The sequence below is a fragment of the Aquimarina sp. KJ22-3 genome, assembly GCF_055808215.1.
Map to the genome: position 1 here is coordinate 4,445,681 of NZ_CM147859.1, position 18,641 is coordinate 4,464,321.

Genomic DNA, 18,641 nt, shown 5'->3' on the forward strand with positions numbered 1-18,641 from the left:
CTCATGAAAAAAGAGAAGACGAATTTTATATTGGTTATGTGGATGGTATAGGGCAACATACCAAAAAAACAGTACGGCAATTTGTGCTGTTTGGATTGCTAGCTGTCATCTTAATCGCTTCCATTTTTGCATTTACGCAGAATCGATTTAAGAATAGCACTTTTGAATTAGCAACAGCGACCAAAATTATGGGGGTTTATCACGAAAACCCATACCCAATGCTTAAAGTGAAAACTGGAGAAAACACGTTTAAAAATATCTTATTACTGGGCTTTGGGAAATTTAGTGCTAACCCTTATTTAAAAAAGATCCGGAATACGTCAGGTTCCATCTCCGGAAGTATCATCAGTATCGAGGGTAATCTCATTTATTACAATGGCAAAACCCTATTACAAATTACAAATGATGAAAAAGTAACATTACTGGAAAAAGGACAAGCACATCAAGCTCCAATATCTTCTACCATAGCCAAAAACATGGAGCTAAAGGGAGAAATCGTAGATCCCAAATGCTATTTTGGTGTGATGAAACCAGGAAAAGGAAAGATACATCGTAGTTGTGCGGCCTTATGTATTTCTGGAGGTATCCCTCCTGTTCTGGTAACCAGTGATGACAATAATATCTCAGAATATTATCAAATTACCGATCAAAATGGCAAAGCCATACATAAGGATATTTTACCCTTTATTGGTAAGCCCTCATTACTTTCAGGACAGATAGTACAGCTAGAAGACTGGTATCAAATTAGGATTGACGTGAGCACCATACAAGAATTGGATTTACCTTCCAGAATTTATTAAATCATATGTCGAAGACCTTAGAAATATTATCCAAATACAAATATCTTATTGCATTAATAAGTGTATTTAATTTTCTATTAACTCCTATCCATGCGAGTATTTCTTCCATACAACCTGCGCACCCGGTAGTAATCAATTATACCTTAGTCATATTAGCGAGTTCTTTAATTGCTTCAGACTCCAGAAAAAGGATTAGAACCTATGCTTTGGGAGCCATTACCTTAGTTTTTATCTGGATAGAATTTTCTTATCCCAATCACATGGGTATCTTAGCCTGTCGTCTTGCCTCTTCTTTGGTATTGTTCTCTCACTTTTGCTTACTGTTAATTCATCAACTAAGAAAGATTCGCACTATGAACCTTCAATTTATTTTGGGGCCGATTTTAGGTTTTATTTATCTGGGAATTATTGGAGGTATTTTTTTTGAAACTGTACACCTCATTGATCCTTCTTCCTTCCGGTTTCATAGCGATATCTCTGGATATGTATACTATTATTTCAGCTTTATTAGCATTACTACTGTGGGTTATGGAGATATTACCCCTATTACACCGCAAGCTCAAGCGATAACTCTTGTTCTCAATGTTATTGGGCAATTTTATCTCGCTATTGTTATTGCTCTTTTTGTTGGTAAATACATTAATGAAAAAAATAACATCATGTTACAATCCTTCAGTATTATCTTTTCTATCGCTGCTCTTTATAGTTATATCAACTACAAATGGTTAAATCTACCCACAACTATTGCGTTGATGATTATGAGCCTCGTGACCATTCTTATCATCACGATAAGTAAAAGTATTTTTCCTGCATTTTACCAGTTTTTTTGCGACATCATTGTCAATTCAGATTTTAAGACCCTGCTATTAGATGGCATCTTGAGTTTCTTGCTCTTTGCTGGAGCATTGCATGTAAACATTGAAGATTTAAACAAAGAAAAATGGTCAATTATCTTATTTGCATCCTTAGGAGTTCTTATTTCAACTTTTGTCGTGGGAGGATTGCTTTATCTGGTTGCTAATCCAATGGGAGTATCTCTTCCCTTTTTGGATGCCTTATTATTTGGTGCCTTAATCTCTCCCACCGATCCTATTGCCGTTATGGCCATACTTAAGAAAGCAAATATTTCAAAAAGTCTGGGTATTAAAATAGAAGGAGAATCTCTCTTTAATGATGGGATTGGTGTTGTTGTCTTTTCTGGTATCCTAATTTTGGCTGGAATGGGTGAACATGATATAGAAAGTTCTATCGGTTCAGAAATTGGAAAACTTTTCCTGGAAGAAGCCGTTGGAGGAATAGCATACGGTACTGCACTTGGGTTTCTGGGATATTATACGATTAGGTCGATAAAAGAAAACCCTCAACTTGCTGTTATGATTAGCCTTGCTATAGTAATGGGGGGTTATGCCATCGCCTCTATGATTCATGTATCTGGCCCACTGGCAATGGTAGTTACCGGAATGGTTATCGGCAACAAATTGAATATTAAAAGTAATACTGGCCCAACCCGAAAACTAATTAATGAAATATGGGAAGTATTGGATGACGTGTTTAACGGTATTTTGTTTGTTCTAATAGGATTGGCAATCCATTTACTCAAATACGATCCGTTACATCTTACGCTTGGGATAATCACTATCTTAATAGTTCTTCTTTCCAGGTTTATTTCGGTATTGTTGCCTTATTCTTTGTTACGACATACTGAGGATAGTCCTATCAAAACGGTAAGTGTGCTTACCTGGGGAGGTTTACGAGGTGGTATTTCGGTAGCTTTGGCGTTAAGCCTTTCTGATAATGCTTCTTCCGAAGTTATATTGTATATTACTTATGTAGTTGTGATTTTTTCAATAATTGTTCAAGGCTTAAGTATCGGAAAACTAGTTAAAAGATTGTATCGATAATATCCTTCATCTTTTTTTACATAAAAATAACACTAACATCATATATAATTTTGGCATCAAGAGCTTTAGTGTCATTATATTTCAAAATTAAACCTTAAGAATATGGCGCTCATATCAAAGAAATACTATAACAGAGATCTATCATGGTTACGTTTCAATCATAGAGTATTGCAGGAAGCTGCAGATCAAAACAATCTGTTATACGATCGTATTAAATTCTTGGCCATCTTTTCTTCTAATCTTGATGAGTTTTTTAAAGTGCGAGTTTCTGATATTAGAAAGATTAAAGATCTTGATAAATCCCTTCGCAAAAAACTAATTACCAAACCCAATAAGCTATTAAAAAAAATAAAGAAGCAAGTGCATCTTCAACAAGAAGAATTCGGAGCTATTTTTGGTAATCAGATTCTCCCCGGATTGGAGAAAGAAGGCATCCATTTAATTGATCATAATGCATTTTCACCATCACAAAAAATAGTAGCAGAACGCTATTATAAAGAACATTTAGAGCATAAAACACAGGTTCTTATTGATAGCGTGCAAAAAAATGAAAGTGTTTTTATAGAGAATGAGCAATTGTATCTTACGTCGCAATCCAATACTTCAGAAGTTGTTATCGTAAAAATCCCCAACGACACGAGTCGATTTGTGACGTTTCCATCAGAAGGCGAGAAACACTACATCACCTTTGTAGACGACATCCTGAAATACAATCTCGCCAAGGTTTATGCAGAAAAAGGATGTTCTGATTTTTATGCTATCAAAATATCCAGAGATGCAGAATTATACATAGACAACGAATACTCTGGAGATCTTCTCACCAAAATTAAAGATTCGCTAGGCAATCGAGATACAGGTCAGGTTACCCGATTATTAATCGATCGATCGATACCTGATGAACTACTAAGTCGTATTAAAGACATTATAGATGCCAACGAAACTGATGTTTTATGGGGTGGAACCTATCATAATTTTAAAGACTTTTTTGGTTTTCCTAATCCAACAAACAAAACCTTTACCGAAGATGCTGTGGCACCAATATATGACAGTCAACTTCAAAAGTTCGATACCATTTTTGAAGCAATTACCAAAAAAGACCGATTACGATATTATCCCTACGAATCTTTTGACGATGTCCTTCGTTTGGCACAAGAAGCTGCTGAAGACGAAACCGTAAGTCGAATAAAAGTAACACTCTATCGGGTAGCGAAACAATCTGGAATAGCAGAGGCATTGCTGAAAGCTGCAAAAAATGGGAAAGAAGTTTTTGTTTTTATTGAGACGAAGGCACGATTTGATGAAGAAAACAACATCAGGTGGGGTAAAATTTTGCAAGATAATGGGGCCAAAGCAATGTATAGTTACCCTGGTATAAAAGTACATTCAAAAATCATGCTAATAGAACGTATAGAAAATGGTATCGCCAAAAACTATGGCTATATCAGCACAGGAAATTTTAATGAAAAGACCTCCAAAATATACACCGACTTTGGTTTGATGACCGCTAATCAAAAAATAACGGACGAACTGAATCAGGTTTTTCAACTATTAGAAGGAAATAGCATACTCCCAAAAACTAAAAAACTATTAGTTTCTCCTTTTTCTACACGTAACACTTTCGAAAAATTAATTAGAAATGAAATCGAAAATGCGTTAACCGGTCAAGAAGCCTACATTATTTTGAAATTAAATAGTCTCCAGGATCAGGGGATGATCGATCTTTTATATCAGGCTAGTAATGCCGGAGTAAAAATTCGACTTGTAGTACGAGGTATTTGTTGTCTTGTTCCTGGTATCGAGGGACAAAGTAAAAATATCTATGTGACCAGTATTGTAGATCGGTTTTTGGAGCATGGTAGGGTATATATATTCGCTAATGGCGGAAAAGAAAAAATGTATATCGGATCGGCAGATTGGATGACACGTAATCTTGATCACAGGATCGAAGTGATTACTCCAATTCTGGACCAAGATGTATATGCTAAAATTAGAAAGGTAGTACAATTACAAATTGAGGACACTATAAAATCAAGAATCATCGACGAAGATCAAAGTAACGATTATGTGAGTGGTTCCAAAAAAATACGTGCTCAGATGGAAACTGTACAAGCTCTAGCTCAATAGCTATGTGGTTTTCTTTACTTATCTAATGTTATAATTATCGCAGAATTTAAGTAGGTTTATAGAAATACTAATATCTACCATATTTCCAAATAAAATATCGATGCTTTTTCTCCCAATGAGATAGACATCAAAGGTACTAAGATTCCCGTAAGCATAATACAAAGACATTGTTAAGCAGGTTTTAGATTATTATTAGTGCCATAGGTAATTATCGTTAATTTTCAATATTACGTAAAAACACGTACGAATTGTTAGGGGTAAAATATTTATCTTTAAGATAGCACAACAACTTTTAAACCTAACCTGTCATGAGTACCAACCAAGCATTGACAACCGTATTCCAAAAAGATAAAATTTGGATCCTTATCGTTACTTCTATTTTGATCATTATTGGTTTCACCAATCTCCTTACCACTCCAGCTATTGACTTTTTGACTAATGTAAATAGTGATATGATGCTGAGTCTTGGGATTGCGATGGAATTAAAAAGTATAGCTTCTAGCGTTGACAGTTCTAAAATCCCATTAATAGGTGGGTTAGCAACAGAGCTTGAAGATATTTTTACACGCGCTATTAATTATCTGGCGTTTTCCAATATCGTTCTTGGTGTTCAAACCATTTTAGTAAATATGTGCAAATCCTTACTATTCAAAATACTGCCCATTTTTTTCTTGCTGGAGCATTCTTTAAAAAATACAACCAAATTGCGTTGCGGTTATTGATTATATCCCTTTTGATTAATCCTGGATTAGCATTATACGTGAATGGTATTCACTATGTTTCAGACACTATGGAACTAAGTTTGGGGTCAGACCTACACAAGCAACTGTCTGAAATAAAAAACAAGTATGAGGATAAAAAAGAAAAACTAAAGGCAAAACAGGAAAGTAAGAAGAAAAAACAACTAGAAAAAGCCAAAGAAAAAGGGCATAAGGACATTAGCCTATTCAAAAAAGTGGAAGATGCCGTAGTTGACAAAGTCGAAGATGTTGGAGTAGATGTTAGCGAAGGAGTATCCGAAACTTTTCAGATTCTCAAAGAAGGCAAAAAAGAATTGATGAAGCTCATCCTTAATATGGTGAGTAATCTGACGGTACTTTTCTTGATTTTGCCACTATTATACTTCTACATTATGGGGCTAGTACTGAAAAAATTCTTCCATTTTTCAGGATTAAATCTTATCGGTGCTCAAGAAATAGATAACCTTAAAAAACTTGGTGAAGATTTCGAATCCAGTAATCACTAACCAATACAACATACTCAAAAAACCTAATCTTATGAAAAAAGCAGCATTTTTCTTACTTACACTATGTTTGATGATATCATGTAAAAAGGAACAGGAAAACATAGAAGTCCAACAACCAGAAGTTGAAAAAAAGAAGTGATTAAAGATCCGTGTACCTCTGAGGAAGAGAGAATCCGAACGGAACCCAGTATACTGGGGATGGATATTTCACATTTTCAGGGAGAAGTACAATGGAACAAAATAAAAGCAGATGGAGTCAATTTTGTATACATGAAAGCCACTCAGGGAACAACTTTTAAAGATCCCAGATTTGAAAAGAACCATGCGGCGACCAAGAAGAATTGCTTATATAGAGGGGCATATCATTTCTATGAAACAGGAAAAGATCCCAAAAAACAAGCACAAAATTTTACCGAAACCGTAAAAGAACTAATTCCTGGTGATCTACCACCTGTGTTAGATTTGGAAGAATTAGGAATGAAAACTTCGGTAACCAAAGAAATGTACGAAACCAACACACTACTATGGCTCAAAATAGTTGAAGAAAAATTAGGGGTTCGGCCTATCATTTACAGCAATCCTACTTTTGCCAATGCGTATCTTAAACATCCAGAGTTTGCCAACTATAAACTTTGGATAGCAGATTATACCAAGGCAGCATCTCCTACAATGCCGTACACCTGGAGGGATAAAAGTTGGACATTTTGGCAACGTACCGATAGCAAAAAATTAGAAGGTGCCGAAGGGAAAATCGATTACGATCTGTTTCAAGGCGATGCCGACTCTTTTCTGAAAATGATAAAGAAATAGAGATCAAGATTCTATGGTATTCATTATCTTGGATCAATGAATGAACATCAATCTACCGAAAGCCGTTATTGGACAGAACGCTATGCCGAAAACCGAACGGGTTGGGATATTGGATATGTATCTACGCCCTTAAAAACATATGTTGATCAGCTAACAGACAAAACGATCAAAATACTCATCCCGGGAGCTGGAAATGCTTATGAAGCAGAATATCTGTTTCATAATGGATTTACCAACGTTTCTGTGTTAGACATCTCTCAAACACCTCTCGATGCCTTTGCTCAAAGGGTGCCTCAATTTCCCAAATCCAATCTGATTCTCGATGATTTTTTTACACTCGAAGGGAAATACGATCTTATTTTGGAACAAACCTTTTTTTGTTCATTTATCCCTACAGACGATAACAGAATGGCCTATGTAAAACAAATGGCGAACCTCCTAAAACCAGAAGGAAAACTGGTCGGTCTTTGGTTTGATTTCCCATTAACTGACGATATGGAAAAACGCCCATTTGGAGGCGACAAGGATCTTTATTTATCGTACCTCAACACTCATTTTAAGACCAAAACATTTGAAAAAAGCTATAACTCAATTCCAGAACGACAAGGAAACGAACTTTTTGGGATTTTTATAAAAAAATAGACCTCCTTGCAGAGGTCTTCTTTTTAATTTTCTTTTTCAAAGGACGGCTTAATACTTTAGTAACTCATCAATTTTTGCCTTCACTTTTTCGGTAGAAGGAATCATGGTTTGTTCTAAAGTACTATTGAGGGGAATAGCCGGCATATTTTCTGAACCTATTGTCATTACTGGTGCATCCAAAGACCTAAAACACTCTTCCTGAATTTTCCCAGCCAAAGCTCTTGCAAAAGAATTATTACTTGGTTCTTCGGTAACTACCAGACATTTTTTAGTCTTTCTCACCGATTCCATAATGGTTTCTTCATCAAGAGGGTACAAGGTTCTTAAATCAATAATCTCTACAACATCCTTGATATCTTTTGTGGCATTTAGCGCCCAATGCACTCCCATACCATAGGTCACCACGGTAAGCGTTTCTTGATCATCCTGTGGCCAGATACGTTGCACGATGTTTGCTTTTCCGAAAGGTAATATATAATCTTCAGAAGGTTCTATTGTTCTGGCTGCATCCGTTCCTTTTACCTTAGACCAATACAACCCTTTATGTTCCAGAATCACCACTGGGTTTGGATCGTGATAAGCGGCTTTCATTAATCCTTTTAGATCTGCTCCATTACTAGGATATGCTATTTTTATACCCCTGATATTGGTTACTACAGATTCTACAGATGAAGAATGATAAGGACCACCACTACCATAGGCACCAATAGGAACTCGTAAAATCATTGATACAGGCCATTTCCCGTTTGACAAATAACAAGAACGACTTACCTCTGTAAACAATTGATTCAATCCTGGCCAAATGTAATCTGCAAACTGTACTTCTACGATTGGTTTTAACCCAACAGCAGACATCCCTACAGTTGATCCTACGATAAAAGCCTCTTGTATTGGGGTATTGAATACACGTTCATCTCCAAATTTTTGAGCCAGTGTCGCAGCTTCTCTAAATACACCTCCTAATCGACCTCCTACGTCCTGTCCGTACAGCAAACATTCTTTATGCTCTCTCATCAATTCCTCTACCGCAAACAAGGCACAATCTACCATAACTACCTCTTCTTTGTCTGATGGTGCTCGTTCTCCAAGTTCTTGGGTTACTGGTGTTGGTGCAAAATCGTGTGTAAACAAATCTTCTGGCGTTGGATCTTCGGCTTTCATTGCTTCCTCAAGATCTCTGGCTACGATATCCTTGGCTTTGTTTTCTATTTCTTGTACTTCTTTTTCTTCAAATCCGTTATCCAACAGCTGGTTACGAAGCACCGGATATGGGTCTCGAGATCTAGCTTCATCAAGATCATCTCGATACCACTCCATACGTACTCCCGATGTATGGTGATTTAATAAAGGAACTTTGGCGTGAACCAATATAGGTCGTCGCTCTTCTCTAATCGTTTGAATCACTTCCTGAATGGCTAAATAGCTTTCAGTAAAATTCGCTCCGTCTATAGATATGGCTTCCAAACCATTAAATCCTCTAGCGTATTCAAAAGCATTTTGTGCCCTTGTTTCAGCTTCGTTGGCAGAAATATCCCAACCATTATCCTGAACCAAATACAAGATCGGAAGCTGTTTTAAGGCTGCCATCTGGAAAGCCTCTGCGATCTCTCCTTCCGTCACCGACGCATCTCCCAAAGAACATAGCACCAGAGGAGCCTCTTTTATCTCACTCTTGCCGGAATCGTTGTGCGGTATCCCTACAAGTTCTTTATACTGTAACCCTAATCCAACCCCGGTTGCCGGAATCGCTTGCATACCTGTTGCAGAAGATTGATGTGGTATTTTTGGTTTATCGGCATCTCGTAAACTCGGATGCGAATAATAGGTTCTACCCCCGGAAAAAGGATCGTCCTTTTTTGCCAACAGTTGCAACATCAGATCATAAGGTTTCATCCCGATCCCCAACAACATCGCATCATCTCTATAATACGGAAAAGCAAAATCCTGCGGCAATAATTGCATCGCTACAGCAATTTGTATGGCTTCATGACCTCGTGAGGTAGCGTGTACATATTTTGAAACTACTTTAAAATTCTCTTCGTATAATTCGGCCATTGATTTTGCCTTGCAAAGTGTTATAAATGCTTCTTGCAATACCTCTTTGGCGATGGTTTTTTCAGCTAACATACTCTTCATTTTTTTAAATACAGATTGCCCATCGGGCATTCATTATTTATCCAACTTTTTCTTCCACATCTACAGGGATAATCCATCCATGTTTATCTTCCTGCTTCTGGGTTTTGATATCATCCAAGGTTGTTTTCATATCCTGGCTCACTGGATTATCTGTTGGTAATGTAATTACCTCATCTTTATATCCAATAGCTTCTACCATGGCAATGGCTACCGCTGTACCTGTTCCAAAAGCTTCTTCCAACTTCCCTTCTTTAGAAAATTGAATCACCTCATCAATAGTAATAGGGCGTTCTTCTACCTCAAAACCTTTGTCTTTTAACAAGGTGATCACACTGTCTCTGGTAATTCCCTTCAGGATAGAACCACTAGTACTTGGTGTTATGAACTTACCAGATACCTTAAAAAAGATGTTCATAGTCCCAACTTCTTGAACGTATTTGTGTTCGTTGGCATCTAACCATAATACCTGGTCATATCCTTTTGCTTTTGCTTTTTCTGTTGGTAAAATTGCCGCAGCATAGTTTCCTGCTGCTTTTGCTTCACCTGTTCCTCCATCAGCCGCTCTTATAAATTCGGTTTCAGCATACAGCCGTATTTTCTTTGTAAAAAATGGACCTGCCGGAGAACAAATCACGATAAACTTATAGCTTGTAGCTGCTCTCATCCCAATAAAAGGCTCATCGGCATACATAAATGGTCTTAGATACAAGGCACTGCCATCTTGCGGCGGAATCCAATTATGCTCTACACCTACAATTTGCTTTACTGCTTCCACAAACAAGGTTTCGGGAACGGTAGGCATACCCATACGAACTGCACTATGATTAAAACGTTTCGCATTTTCTTCGGGTCTAAACAAAAGTGGGGTTTTATCCTGCCCAACAGTAGCTTTCATTCCTTCAAAAATGGCTTGCCCATAATGCAAAGCCATAGCAGCTGGATGGGTGGGTATCATCTGCAAAGGCTCGATACGCGGGTTTTGCCAGTTTCCATTTTGGTAATCACAAACAAACATATGATCAGTAAATACGGTTCCCAACGGGATATTATCAAAATCAATGTGTTGTAATCCCGAATTCGAAGTTCTTGTAATTTTGATCTGTTGTTCCATTTTTATTATGTTTTGGGCGCATCCCTTCGGGTCGGGCTATTCACGCTACACGGTAGCTTGTTTCTATCCCTTGCGCATATTTTTTAACTATATTTTTCTATTACTATCAAATGCTTCAAGCTCATCTCCTACCTTACGTAAAAAAGAGCCTCCTAAAAATCCGTCCACTACTCGGTGATCAAAAGACAATGACAAATACATCATGCTTCTAATCGCAATTTCATCACCTTTTTCTGTGGTAATCACCTCTGGTCTTTTCTTAATGATCCCCAATGCCAAAATCGCTACTTCTGGTTGATTGATAATTGGTGTTCCCATCAAGCTTCCAAAAGTTCCCACATTAGAAATGGTAAAAGTGCTCCCGCCAATCTCATCAGGCTTCAAGGCATTGTTACGTGCATTGTTGGCTAAATGATTTACATTTTTTGCCAATCCCAAAAGATTCTTTTCATCTGCATTTCGTACTACCGGAACAATTAAATTACCGCTAGGTAACGCAGTGGCCATACCCACATTAATATCATCATGTACTACGATTTTATCTCCATCTACCGATACATTAATCATTGGGTACTCTTTAATCGCTTTTGCGACTGCTTCAACAAAAATTGGAGTGTAGGTCAATTTTTCACCATACTTTTCCAGAAACTCATTTTTTACTGCGTTTCTCCAATTCACAATATTGGTGACATCTATCTCGATATAACTGGTAACGTGTGGAGAAGTATGCTTGGAGTACACCATATGATCGGCGATCATTTTTCGCATACGATCCATCTCCACAATACGATCCTTACCTTCTGTAAATTGTATTGGTGGTGCATTGTAAGACGATTTTGGAGCAGTGGTTTGTGGACGACTTGGTAAAGGATATTTTCTATTTTTAAGATATAGCATGATATCACTTTTACGAATACGTCCCCCCTCGCCAGTTCCTTGTATACTCTGTACCTCTTCTATACTTAGATTTTCCTTTTTGGCAATGCTAATCACCAATGGAGATAAAAATCCATCGTTATCTCCAGTATTTAATGATCTAAACTCACATTCTGTTTCGGATTTTACTGCTGCAGTTTGAGCTTTGGGTTTTGGAGCCTCAGTTTTGGCAACTTCAACCTTATCTAAAGGAGTTTTTACCGTGGCCTCTCCATCTGCATCAATAACAGCGATCACGGTTCCTATTTCTACAACTTCATTAGGTTCAAATCGTATTTCTGAAAGTACTCCATTACACGGTGCCGGCACTTCAGAATCTACTTTATCTGTTGCCACCTCTAGTATGGTTTCATCTTCTTCTACAGGATCTCCAACCTTCTTCAACCAGTTTAAGATCGTCGCTTCTGAAATACTCTCGCCCATTTTGGGCATTTTTAACTCTACTATTGACATTTTGGTTAACTAATGTTCGTTAGTTTAATAATATACAAAATTCTTATGCGGGAACCACACTACTTTTCAAAGCTTTACGTATCCCTGTCCACAAGGCTATACGTTTCTCCAGCGCTTTTTTACTGTACTGTAAGGCCTCGTTCCATTCTTTCTCGTTAGTACAAAGAACATCGACCATTTCCAAACTTAAAGGGCCATGTTCATCACCATCAAGTTCTATATGACGTTCCAGATAATATAACAGTTGTTTTAATTCTGATTCCGAGCCATTACCGATACTTTTTACCAATTCGATAAACATGTCAGGGATCAGGTCTTCTCTTCCAAAAGTGAATACCGCTGCTATAATATGCGGTTTGTTGGTAGCAATAACCTGAAAGGTAAATTTTACAAAGTCTTTTACTTCATCTATAATGGCTATTGATTCAAGACCTTCCTCAACCGTTTTATTATCACATAATTGCTGCAATAATTTATTTATCTGTATAGTATCCGCGCATGCTTCTTGCATTGCGTTTAGGTACATTTCGAAATGACTTACAGACTTTCCGGCTTGATCCACATCACTTTCTTCACCTAATACGATTTCATTCACAAAACGTCTCACCTTAGCGTTTGATGAAGGTGTCCAGGGGATACTCGTTGTAGTAAGGTGAAACTGCAAACTTTTCAATAAAGACATAAAATCCCAAACGGCAAACACATGACTCTGCATAAATACACGAACACCTTCAAGATCCTTAATATCCTGATATAGCGGATGCGTCTGCAATTGCAATCGTAATGGTTCTAGTTCTTTTATGATATGGTTGATGTTCATATTTTACTCTTAAACTCTTCTAAAGTTTTATAAAAAGCTTCTTGTGTTGGTCTTTCTTTAGGAACTTCTCGTAAAGGTTCAACTTCTTCTAGAGATTCAAAACAATCTGTAGGAAGTTGTTGATATAATTGAGTGCCCTTAGTTTTCCAGGCAATCATTTCATCGCTCACTTCTTTAACAACTTTTGCTGGGTTTCCAACGATCAAACTACGCTTAGGGAACACCGTTTTTGCCTTTACAAAAGACATAGCTCCCACAATACATTCATCCCCTATCTCTGCATCATCCATAATCACGGTATTCATGCCAATCAGGCAATTACGTCCTAGATTTGCACCGTGTATCACTGCACCATGTCCCACATGAGCACTTTCTTTAAGCACAATCGATTTGCCAGGAAACATATGTACCGTACAATTCTCTTGTACATTTACGCCGTCTTCAAGGATAATTTCGCCCCAATCTCCACGAATTGCCGCTCCAGGTCCGATGTAACAGTTTTTTCCGATAATTACATTACCAGTCACTGCTGCCAATGGATGTACAAAACTACTTTCATGTACTACAGGTATATATCCTTTGAACGCGTATATCATTTAAATCGTTTTAATGTTTCTTTGGTAAAATCACTAAGCACTAATCGCCCGCTGATCACTGCTCGTTCTGCCAAAAGTGTATCCCAATGCTCTGTACCTTGCCAGAATACCGTTTTCATTTCTCTCATTGCTTCCGGATTATAGGTACAAAGATGTTCGGCAAAGGCTTTTACCTCTTGATCCAAGGTTTCGACATCTTCAAAAACATGGGTAAACAGCCCTTTATCTCTTGCCCATTCTGCACTATAAAAAGTATTGGCGTCTATTGCGATTTGAGACATCGCAGATAATCCTATTTTTCGCTCTACCGCAGGTCCTACCACAAAAGGTCCTATCCCAACATTGAGCTCACTTAGCTTAATCGATGCATATTTGGTAGCCATACAATAATCTGTTGCAGAGGCTACTCCTACGCCTCCTCCAACAGTTTTTCCTTGTACTCTACCAATAATGAACTTTGGGCATTTGCGCATGGCATTGATGACATTAGCAAAACCTGAAAAGAACACTTTTCCTGTCTCAGCATCATTGATATTAATCAGTTCTTTAAAACTGGCACCGGCACAGAAAGTTCTGTCTTTACCGCTTTTTAGAACAATAACCTTTATCTCATCATTATTACCGGCATTTGTAATCGTTTGCGCTAACTTGGCCAGAATATCGCCTGGTAAGGAATTATGTGCAGGGTGAAAAAACTCTATAGTTCCTACTCCGTTTTCAATTTCAATATTTACGTATGGTGCTGTCAATGTTGTATTCTTAAATTTTTATAATATGCCAAATTGTTGGAAGTGGTGGTTCATATGTTTTGTATTCAATAAATCCCACTCGAATTTATTCATCTCTCCAAAAACTGCATTTTTAGTGATTGCCTCAGGGTGCTCTTTGAAATAGGTCTCAAATGCATCGTAGGCCTCTATCAGCTTTGCTTTGGCCGTAGCTAAATCTTCATATTTCAAATCCTCCAGTTTCCCAGCTTTCATCAACGGATGCTGGTGTTCTCTAGGCATTGGTCTATGGTTGTACACCATTTCTTGAACACGCTCTAGTTTATCCTCTGGAGTGGCGATTTCGAAGTCCTGAATTTCTCCAGCACCTATCCTAATCGTATATTCTAAATGTTCGACCATATGCTGCGGAGTCATCATTCCCCATTTGGGTTTCATATCCTCGGTTAGCTTGGCTAAATATCCTTCAATATTTGATCGATCAACTTGTATAAATGGTGTTTTTTTCTGTACCATTGTCAAAATTGTAGCAATCGCTGCTAATTCGTCATCTTGATCGAACACTTCCACGAACCATTTTACGATACCACTCGGTAACTCTTTACCTCTATGATCTCTATCTATTTTTTGTTTACATGTTAATCGCACATACACCGTATCATTATGATAGATCGGGCGTAAGAAACGACATTCCTCCAAACCATAATTCGCGGCCACCGGTCCTTTATTTGGATATACAAACAATCCAGCTGCTGCAGCCAGAATAAAATATCCATGAGCAGTTCTTTTCTCGAAAATACTTCCATCTAAAGAGGTAATATCGGTATGCGCATAAAAATGATCCCAGGTAAGATTTGCAAAGTTGATAATATCGGTATCAGTAACTGTTCTTTTGTGAGTTTTGAGCGACATCCCTGGCTCAATATCTTCCCAGTGATACGCAAATGGATGCTTATCTGCAGTTTTGTATTTTGAATTTGCCTGATAGATTCCTGTAACCTCGGTTAAAGTTGTTGGTGTTCCTTGTATGGCACATCGTTGCATATAATGCTTAATACCTCTCATACCACCCATTTCTTCTCCTCCTCCTGCTCTACCAGGACCACCATGAGTAAGCATCGGTAACGGAGAACCATGCCCAGTACTTTGTCTGGCATTTTCTCGATTCCCTACCAAAATACGTCCGTGGTGAGAAGCTGCTCCTACTACAAATTCTTTGGCGATTTTATCATCGTAGGTAAAAATCGAAGATACTAATGATCCTTTACCCATATGCGTTAAGGAAATTGCATCATCTAGCGTATCGTAAGGCATAATTGTAGATACCGGACCAAAGGCTTCTATTCTATGTGCTTCTGTATTTTTGAATGGGTTATCTTCTCTTAACAAGATTGGAGATACAAATGCACCTTTTTGGGCATCGGCTCCAACCGTTTCAATTTTATCCAGATCTCCATAAACGAGTTGTGCTGTTTTGGCGATTTCGGATACATTATTTCTAAAACTCTCTACTTGCTGTTTGCTTGCCAGAGCCCCCATGCGTACTTCTTTCAACCTTGGATCACCAATAGTGACTTTATCCAATTGTTTACCCAAAGCAATCTGCACATCTTCCACCAGGTTTTTAGGAACAATGATTCTACGAATTGCCGTACATTTTTGTCCAGACTTAACCGTCATTTCCTTTCTCACCTCTTTGATAAATAGATCAAACTCTGGTGTTCCCGGAACAGCATCTTGTCCCAATACTGAAGCATTCAAAGAATCTGCTTCCATAGTAAAAGGAACAGACTCTTCTATTAATCTTGGGTGTGCCTTTAAAATTCTACCTGTATGTGCAGAACCGGTAAAGGTCACTACATCTTGCGATTGCACGGTGTCCAGAATATTTTTGGTCATCCCACTCAATAACTGTAGCGCTCCTTCTGGTAATATCCCAGAATCTACAATAACACGTACCACCGCTTCGGTCAAATAAGCTGTTTGCGGAGCTGGTAATACAACCGCTGGCACTCCTGCCATCCAGTTGACTGCACATTTTTCCAGCATTCCCCATATAGGGAAGTTAAATGCATTGATGTGTACAGCCACCCCTCTTTTGGGTACCAAGATGTGATGCGCCATAAATCTCCCTCCTCTGGAAAGATCTATAGGATCTCCCTCTACGTGATAGGGCTGATTTGGAAAAAGTTTACGTAATGAAGCATTGGCAAATAAGTTTCCAAAACCTCCTTCTATATCAATCCAACTATCAACTCGCGTTGCTCCTGTGCGGTAACTTAATTCGTAAAACTGTTCTTTTCTTTTAGTCAGGTACAAAGCCAATTTCTTGAGCATATTTCCTCGCTCCTGAAAGGTCATTTTTCTCAACACCTCTCCACCTTTGGTTCTACCATATTGTAAAACTTCCGGGATATCCAGACCTTCGGTAGTAGAACGACCAATTACCTCTCCAGTAACAGCATCATGCATTACTAGTCCATCTCCAGAACCTGTAACCCATTTACCGTTGATATAACTTTCTAATATTTGCATAGATTAGAGATTTGTATTTTCGATTACACAAGCATATCCTTGTCCTACGCCAACACACATGGTGATTAAAGCATAGCGTTTCTTTTGTTCTTGTAATTCTAAAGCTGCAGAATAGGCTATTCTAGCTCCCGTAACCCCTAGTGGGTGTCCTATGGCAATCGATCCTCCATTTGGATTTATTCTTGGGTCATCGTCTGCTAACCCCCATTCACGTATACATGCTAATGCCTGGGACGCAAATGCTTCATTAAGCTCGATAACATCGATATCATCCATAGTAATTCCAGCTTTTTCTAATGCTTTATTAGAAGCCTGTACCGGACCAATACCCATAATTCTTGGTTCAACACCTACTACTGCAGAGCTTACTATTCTTGCTAGGGGAGTAAGGTTATATTTCTTTATAGCATCTTCTGAAGCTACAATAGTTGCAGCAGCACCATCATTTAATCCCGAAGAGTTACCGGCAGTAACACTTCCATCTTTTTTGAAGGCAGGTCGTAATTTTGCCAATACTTCTTTGCTTGTACTTGGCTTTATAAATTCATCATTTGCAAATACAATTGGGTCTTTTTTGCGTTGCGGAATTTCTACCGCAGTAATTTCCTTGGCCAGCCTTCCCGACTCCTGAGCTTTGGTTGCTTTCATTTGACTCCAATAGGCAAATGCATCTTGATCTTCTCTTGAGATATTATATTTTTCTACCAGATTCTCTGCTGTATTACCCATTCCATCGGTACCATAAAGGTCATGCATTTTTTGATTGACAAAGCGCCATCCAAAACTTGAGTCATACATTTTGGAATCATTACCAAATGCCGAAGAAGGTTTAGCAATAACATATGGACCACGAGTCATATTTTCTACTCCTCCGGAGATAAAAAGGTCTCCGTCCCCTGCTTTTATCGCACGATTGGCATGAATAATAGCAGATAGTCCCGAGCTACACAATCTATTTACTGTTTCTCCTGGAACCGTAAATGGAAGTCCAGCTAGTAACAATGCCATACGAGCTACATTACGATTATCTTCTCCTGCCTGGTTTGCACAACCCATAATCACATCATCGTAAGCTTCTTTGGGAATATTCGGATATTTTTCTACCAGTTTTTCGATTACCAGTGCTCCTAAATCGTCAGTTCTAACTGCCGATAATGTCCCTTTGTAGTTTCCTATAGGAGTTCGGATTCCATCAATAATATATGCTTCTTTCATTAGCGTATGAATGTGGTGTTTTCGTATCTTTTTATTGTTCTAATTTTGCTGATAATACCGACTTTTCTATCAGTGGTACATATTTTTCTTGTTGATCAGCTGGGAAAAAGGAAGAAATCATCATCGTTTTTTCTCCTGCAGGAACTGCATGCATCATCATTATCATTTTATCACCTGCATCGTCTAGTGTCATTGATTTTTGAACCAGTACTTTCTTTCCTTCCAACTCTACTTCTTCAATTCCCAAAGAGGTCATCCCATTTTGATTTTCTGGTTCCTCTTCTAATCGTTTCTTTAAAAGGTCATATGGTTGTGGCGCTACCATCTTCATAATACCTGCAGACATATCTTCGGTAACCCGATTTGTTCCATTATCGATCACAAATACGGTTTCATCAACCTCCATCTCAATATCTGCATTGAAAATATTATTCAACGCTGCCTTTTTCTCATCTTCTGGAGAAGTATGTGTCGTAGATTCTGTATCCACATTAGGTAAAGATTCTTTTTCAGCAGTTTTGTTTTTGCCGCAAGAAATCACAGCAATTAAAACAAGTACAAATAATGTTTTTTTGATCATAGTTCGCG

The 18,641-nt window shown here is 38.0% G+C and carries 16 protein-coding genes; 7 read left to right on the forward strand and 9 right to left on the reverse strand.

Going from position 1 to position 18,641, the window contains the following annotated elements; genetic code table 11:
- Nucleotides 1-38: 38 nt before the first annotated feature.
- From AC0L3Q_RS20450 to AC0L3Q_RS20480, 7 genes are all read left to right on the forward strand, one after another.
- The gene (locus tag AC0L3Q_RS20450) at nucleotides 39-800 is read left to right on the forward strand and encodes a hypothetical protein (RefSeq protein WP_473282434.1); all 762 of its coding nucleotides are present in this window, start codon (nucleotides 39-41) and stop codon (nucleotides 798-800) included.
- Nucleotides 801-805: 5 nt separating this feature from the next.
- A complete protein-coding gene (locus AC0L3Q_RS20455; protein ID WP_473282435.1) occupies nucleotides 806-2,701 on the forward strand; it encodes a cation:proton antiporter domain-containing protein in 1,896 nt (631 codons plus the stop codon).
- A gap of 102 nt (nucleotides 2,702-2,803) precedes the next feature.
- Nucleotides 2,804-4,825, forward strand: a complete 2,022-nt coding sequence (ppk1, locus tag AC0L3Q_RS20460; protein WP_473282436.1) for a polyphosphate kinase 1 — start codon at nucleotides 2,804-2,806, stop codon at nucleotides 4,823-4,825.
- A gap of 308 nt (nucleotides 4,826-5,133) precedes the next feature.
- Nucleotides 5,134-5,547, forward strand: coding sequence for a hypothetical protein (locus tag AC0L3Q_RS20465; protein WP_473282437.1), 414 nt, complete (start codon nucleotides 5,134-5,136; stop codon nucleotides 5,545-5,547).
- The gene (locus AC0L3Q_RS20470) at nucleotides 5,544-6,071 is read left to right on the forward strand and encodes a hypothetical protein (RefSeq protein ID WP_473282439.1); all 528 of its coding nucleotides are present in this window, start codon (nucleotides 5,544-5,546) and stop codon (nucleotides 6,069-6,071) included. The genes AC0L3Q_RS20465 and AC0L3Q_RS20470 overlap by 4 nt, the downstream gene beginning before the upstream one ends.
- Nucleotides 6,072-6,269: 198 nt before the next feature.
- The gene (locus AC0L3Q_RS20475) at nucleotides 6,270-6,881 is read left to right on the forward strand and encodes a glycoside hydrolase family 25 protein (RefSeq protein WP_473282440.1); all 612 of its coding nucleotides are present in this window, start codon (nucleotides 6,270-6,272) and stop codon (nucleotides 6,879-6,881) included.
- 36 nt (nucleotides 6,882-6,917) lie between these two features.
- The gene (locus tag AC0L3Q_RS20480; RefSeq protein ID WP_473282442.1) at nucleotides 6,918-7,523 is read left to right on the forward strand and encodes a methyltransferase domain-containing protein; all 606 of its coding nucleotides are present in this window, start codon (nucleotides 6,918-6,920) and stop codon (nucleotides 7,521-7,523) included.
- A 48-nt stretch (nucleotides 7,524-7,571) separates the two neighbouring features.
- On the opposite strand, the gene AC0L3Q_RS20485 is transcribed toward AC0L3Q_RS20480, so the two are convergent.
- From AC0L3Q_RS20485 to AC0L3Q_RS20525, 9 genes are all read right to left on the reverse strand, one after another.
- Nucleotides 7,572-9,650 carry an alpha-ketoacid dehydrogenase subunit alpha/beta gene (locus tag AC0L3Q_RS20485; RefSeq protein WP_473282443.1) on the reverse strand — a complete coding sequence of 693 codons (2,079 nt, stop codon included), beginning with the start codon at nucleotides 9,648-9,650 and terminating at the stop codon, nucleotides 7,572-7,574.
- A gap of 46 nt (nucleotides 9,651-9,696) precedes the next feature.
- Nucleotides 9,697-10,770 carry a branched-chain amino acid aminotransferase gene (locus tag AC0L3Q_RS20490; RefSeq protein WP_073318853.1) on the reverse strand — a complete coding sequence of 358 codons (1,074 nt, stop codon included), beginning with the start codon at nucleotides 10,768-10,770 and terminating at the stop codon, nucleotides 9,697-9,699.
- Between the two features lie 87 nt (nucleotides 10,771-10,857).
- Entirely contained in the window at nucleotides 10,858-12,159 is a 1,302-nt protein-coding gene (locus tag AC0L3Q_RS20495) for a dihydrolipoamide acetyltransferase family protein (RefSeq protein WP_473282446.1), read from the reverse strand.
- Between the two features lie 43 nt (nucleotides 12,160-12,202).
- Nucleotides 12,203-12,979: a DUF3050 domain-containing protein gene (locus tag AC0L3Q_RS20500; RefSeq protein ID WP_473282448.1), complete on the reverse strand. Its 777-nt coding sequence runs from the start codon at nucleotides 12,977-12,979 to the stop codon at nucleotides 12,203-12,205.
- A complete protein-coding gene (locus tag AC0L3Q_RS20505; RefSeq protein ID WP_473282450.1) occupies nucleotides 12,976-13,575 on the reverse strand; it encodes an acyltransferase in 600 nt (199 codons plus the stop codon). The genes AC0L3Q_RS20500 and AC0L3Q_RS20505 overlap by 4 nt, the downstream gene beginning before the upstream one ends.
- Nucleotides 13,572-14,324 carry an enoyl-CoA hydratase/isomerase family protein gene (locus tag AC0L3Q_RS20510; protein ID WP_473282452.1) on the reverse strand — a complete coding sequence of 251 codons (753 nt, stop codon included), beginning with the start codon at nucleotides 14,322-14,324 and terminating at the stop codon, nucleotides 13,572-13,574. Before AC0L3Q_RS20510 ends, AC0L3Q_RS20505 begins: the two co-directional genes overlap by 4 nt.
- Nucleotides 14,325-14,342: 18 nt before the next feature.
- Nucleotides 14,343-16,838, reverse strand: coding sequence for a phenylacetic acid degradation bifunctional protein PaaZ (paaZ, locus tag AC0L3Q_RS20515; protein WP_473282454.1), 2,496 nt, complete (start codon nucleotides 16,836-16,838; stop codon nucleotides 14,343-14,345).
- Between the two features lie 3 nt (nucleotides 16,839-16,841).
- Complete coding sequence (gene pcaF / locus AC0L3Q_RS20520; RefSeq protein ID WP_473282456.1) at nucleotides 16,842-18,053, reverse strand: 3-oxoadipyl-CoA thiolase; 1,212 nt, start codon at nucleotides 18,051-18,053, stop codon at nucleotides 16,842-16,844.
- 31 nt (nucleotides 18,054-18,084) lie between these two features.
- The gene (locus AC0L3Q_RS20525) at nucleotides 18,085-18,633 is read right to left on the reverse strand and encodes a hypothetical protein (protein ID WP_473282458.1); all 549 of its coding nucleotides are present in this window, start codon (nucleotides 18,631-18,633) and stop codon (nucleotides 18,085-18,087) included.
- Between the last annotated feature and the right edge of the window lie 8 nt (nucleotides 18,634-18,641).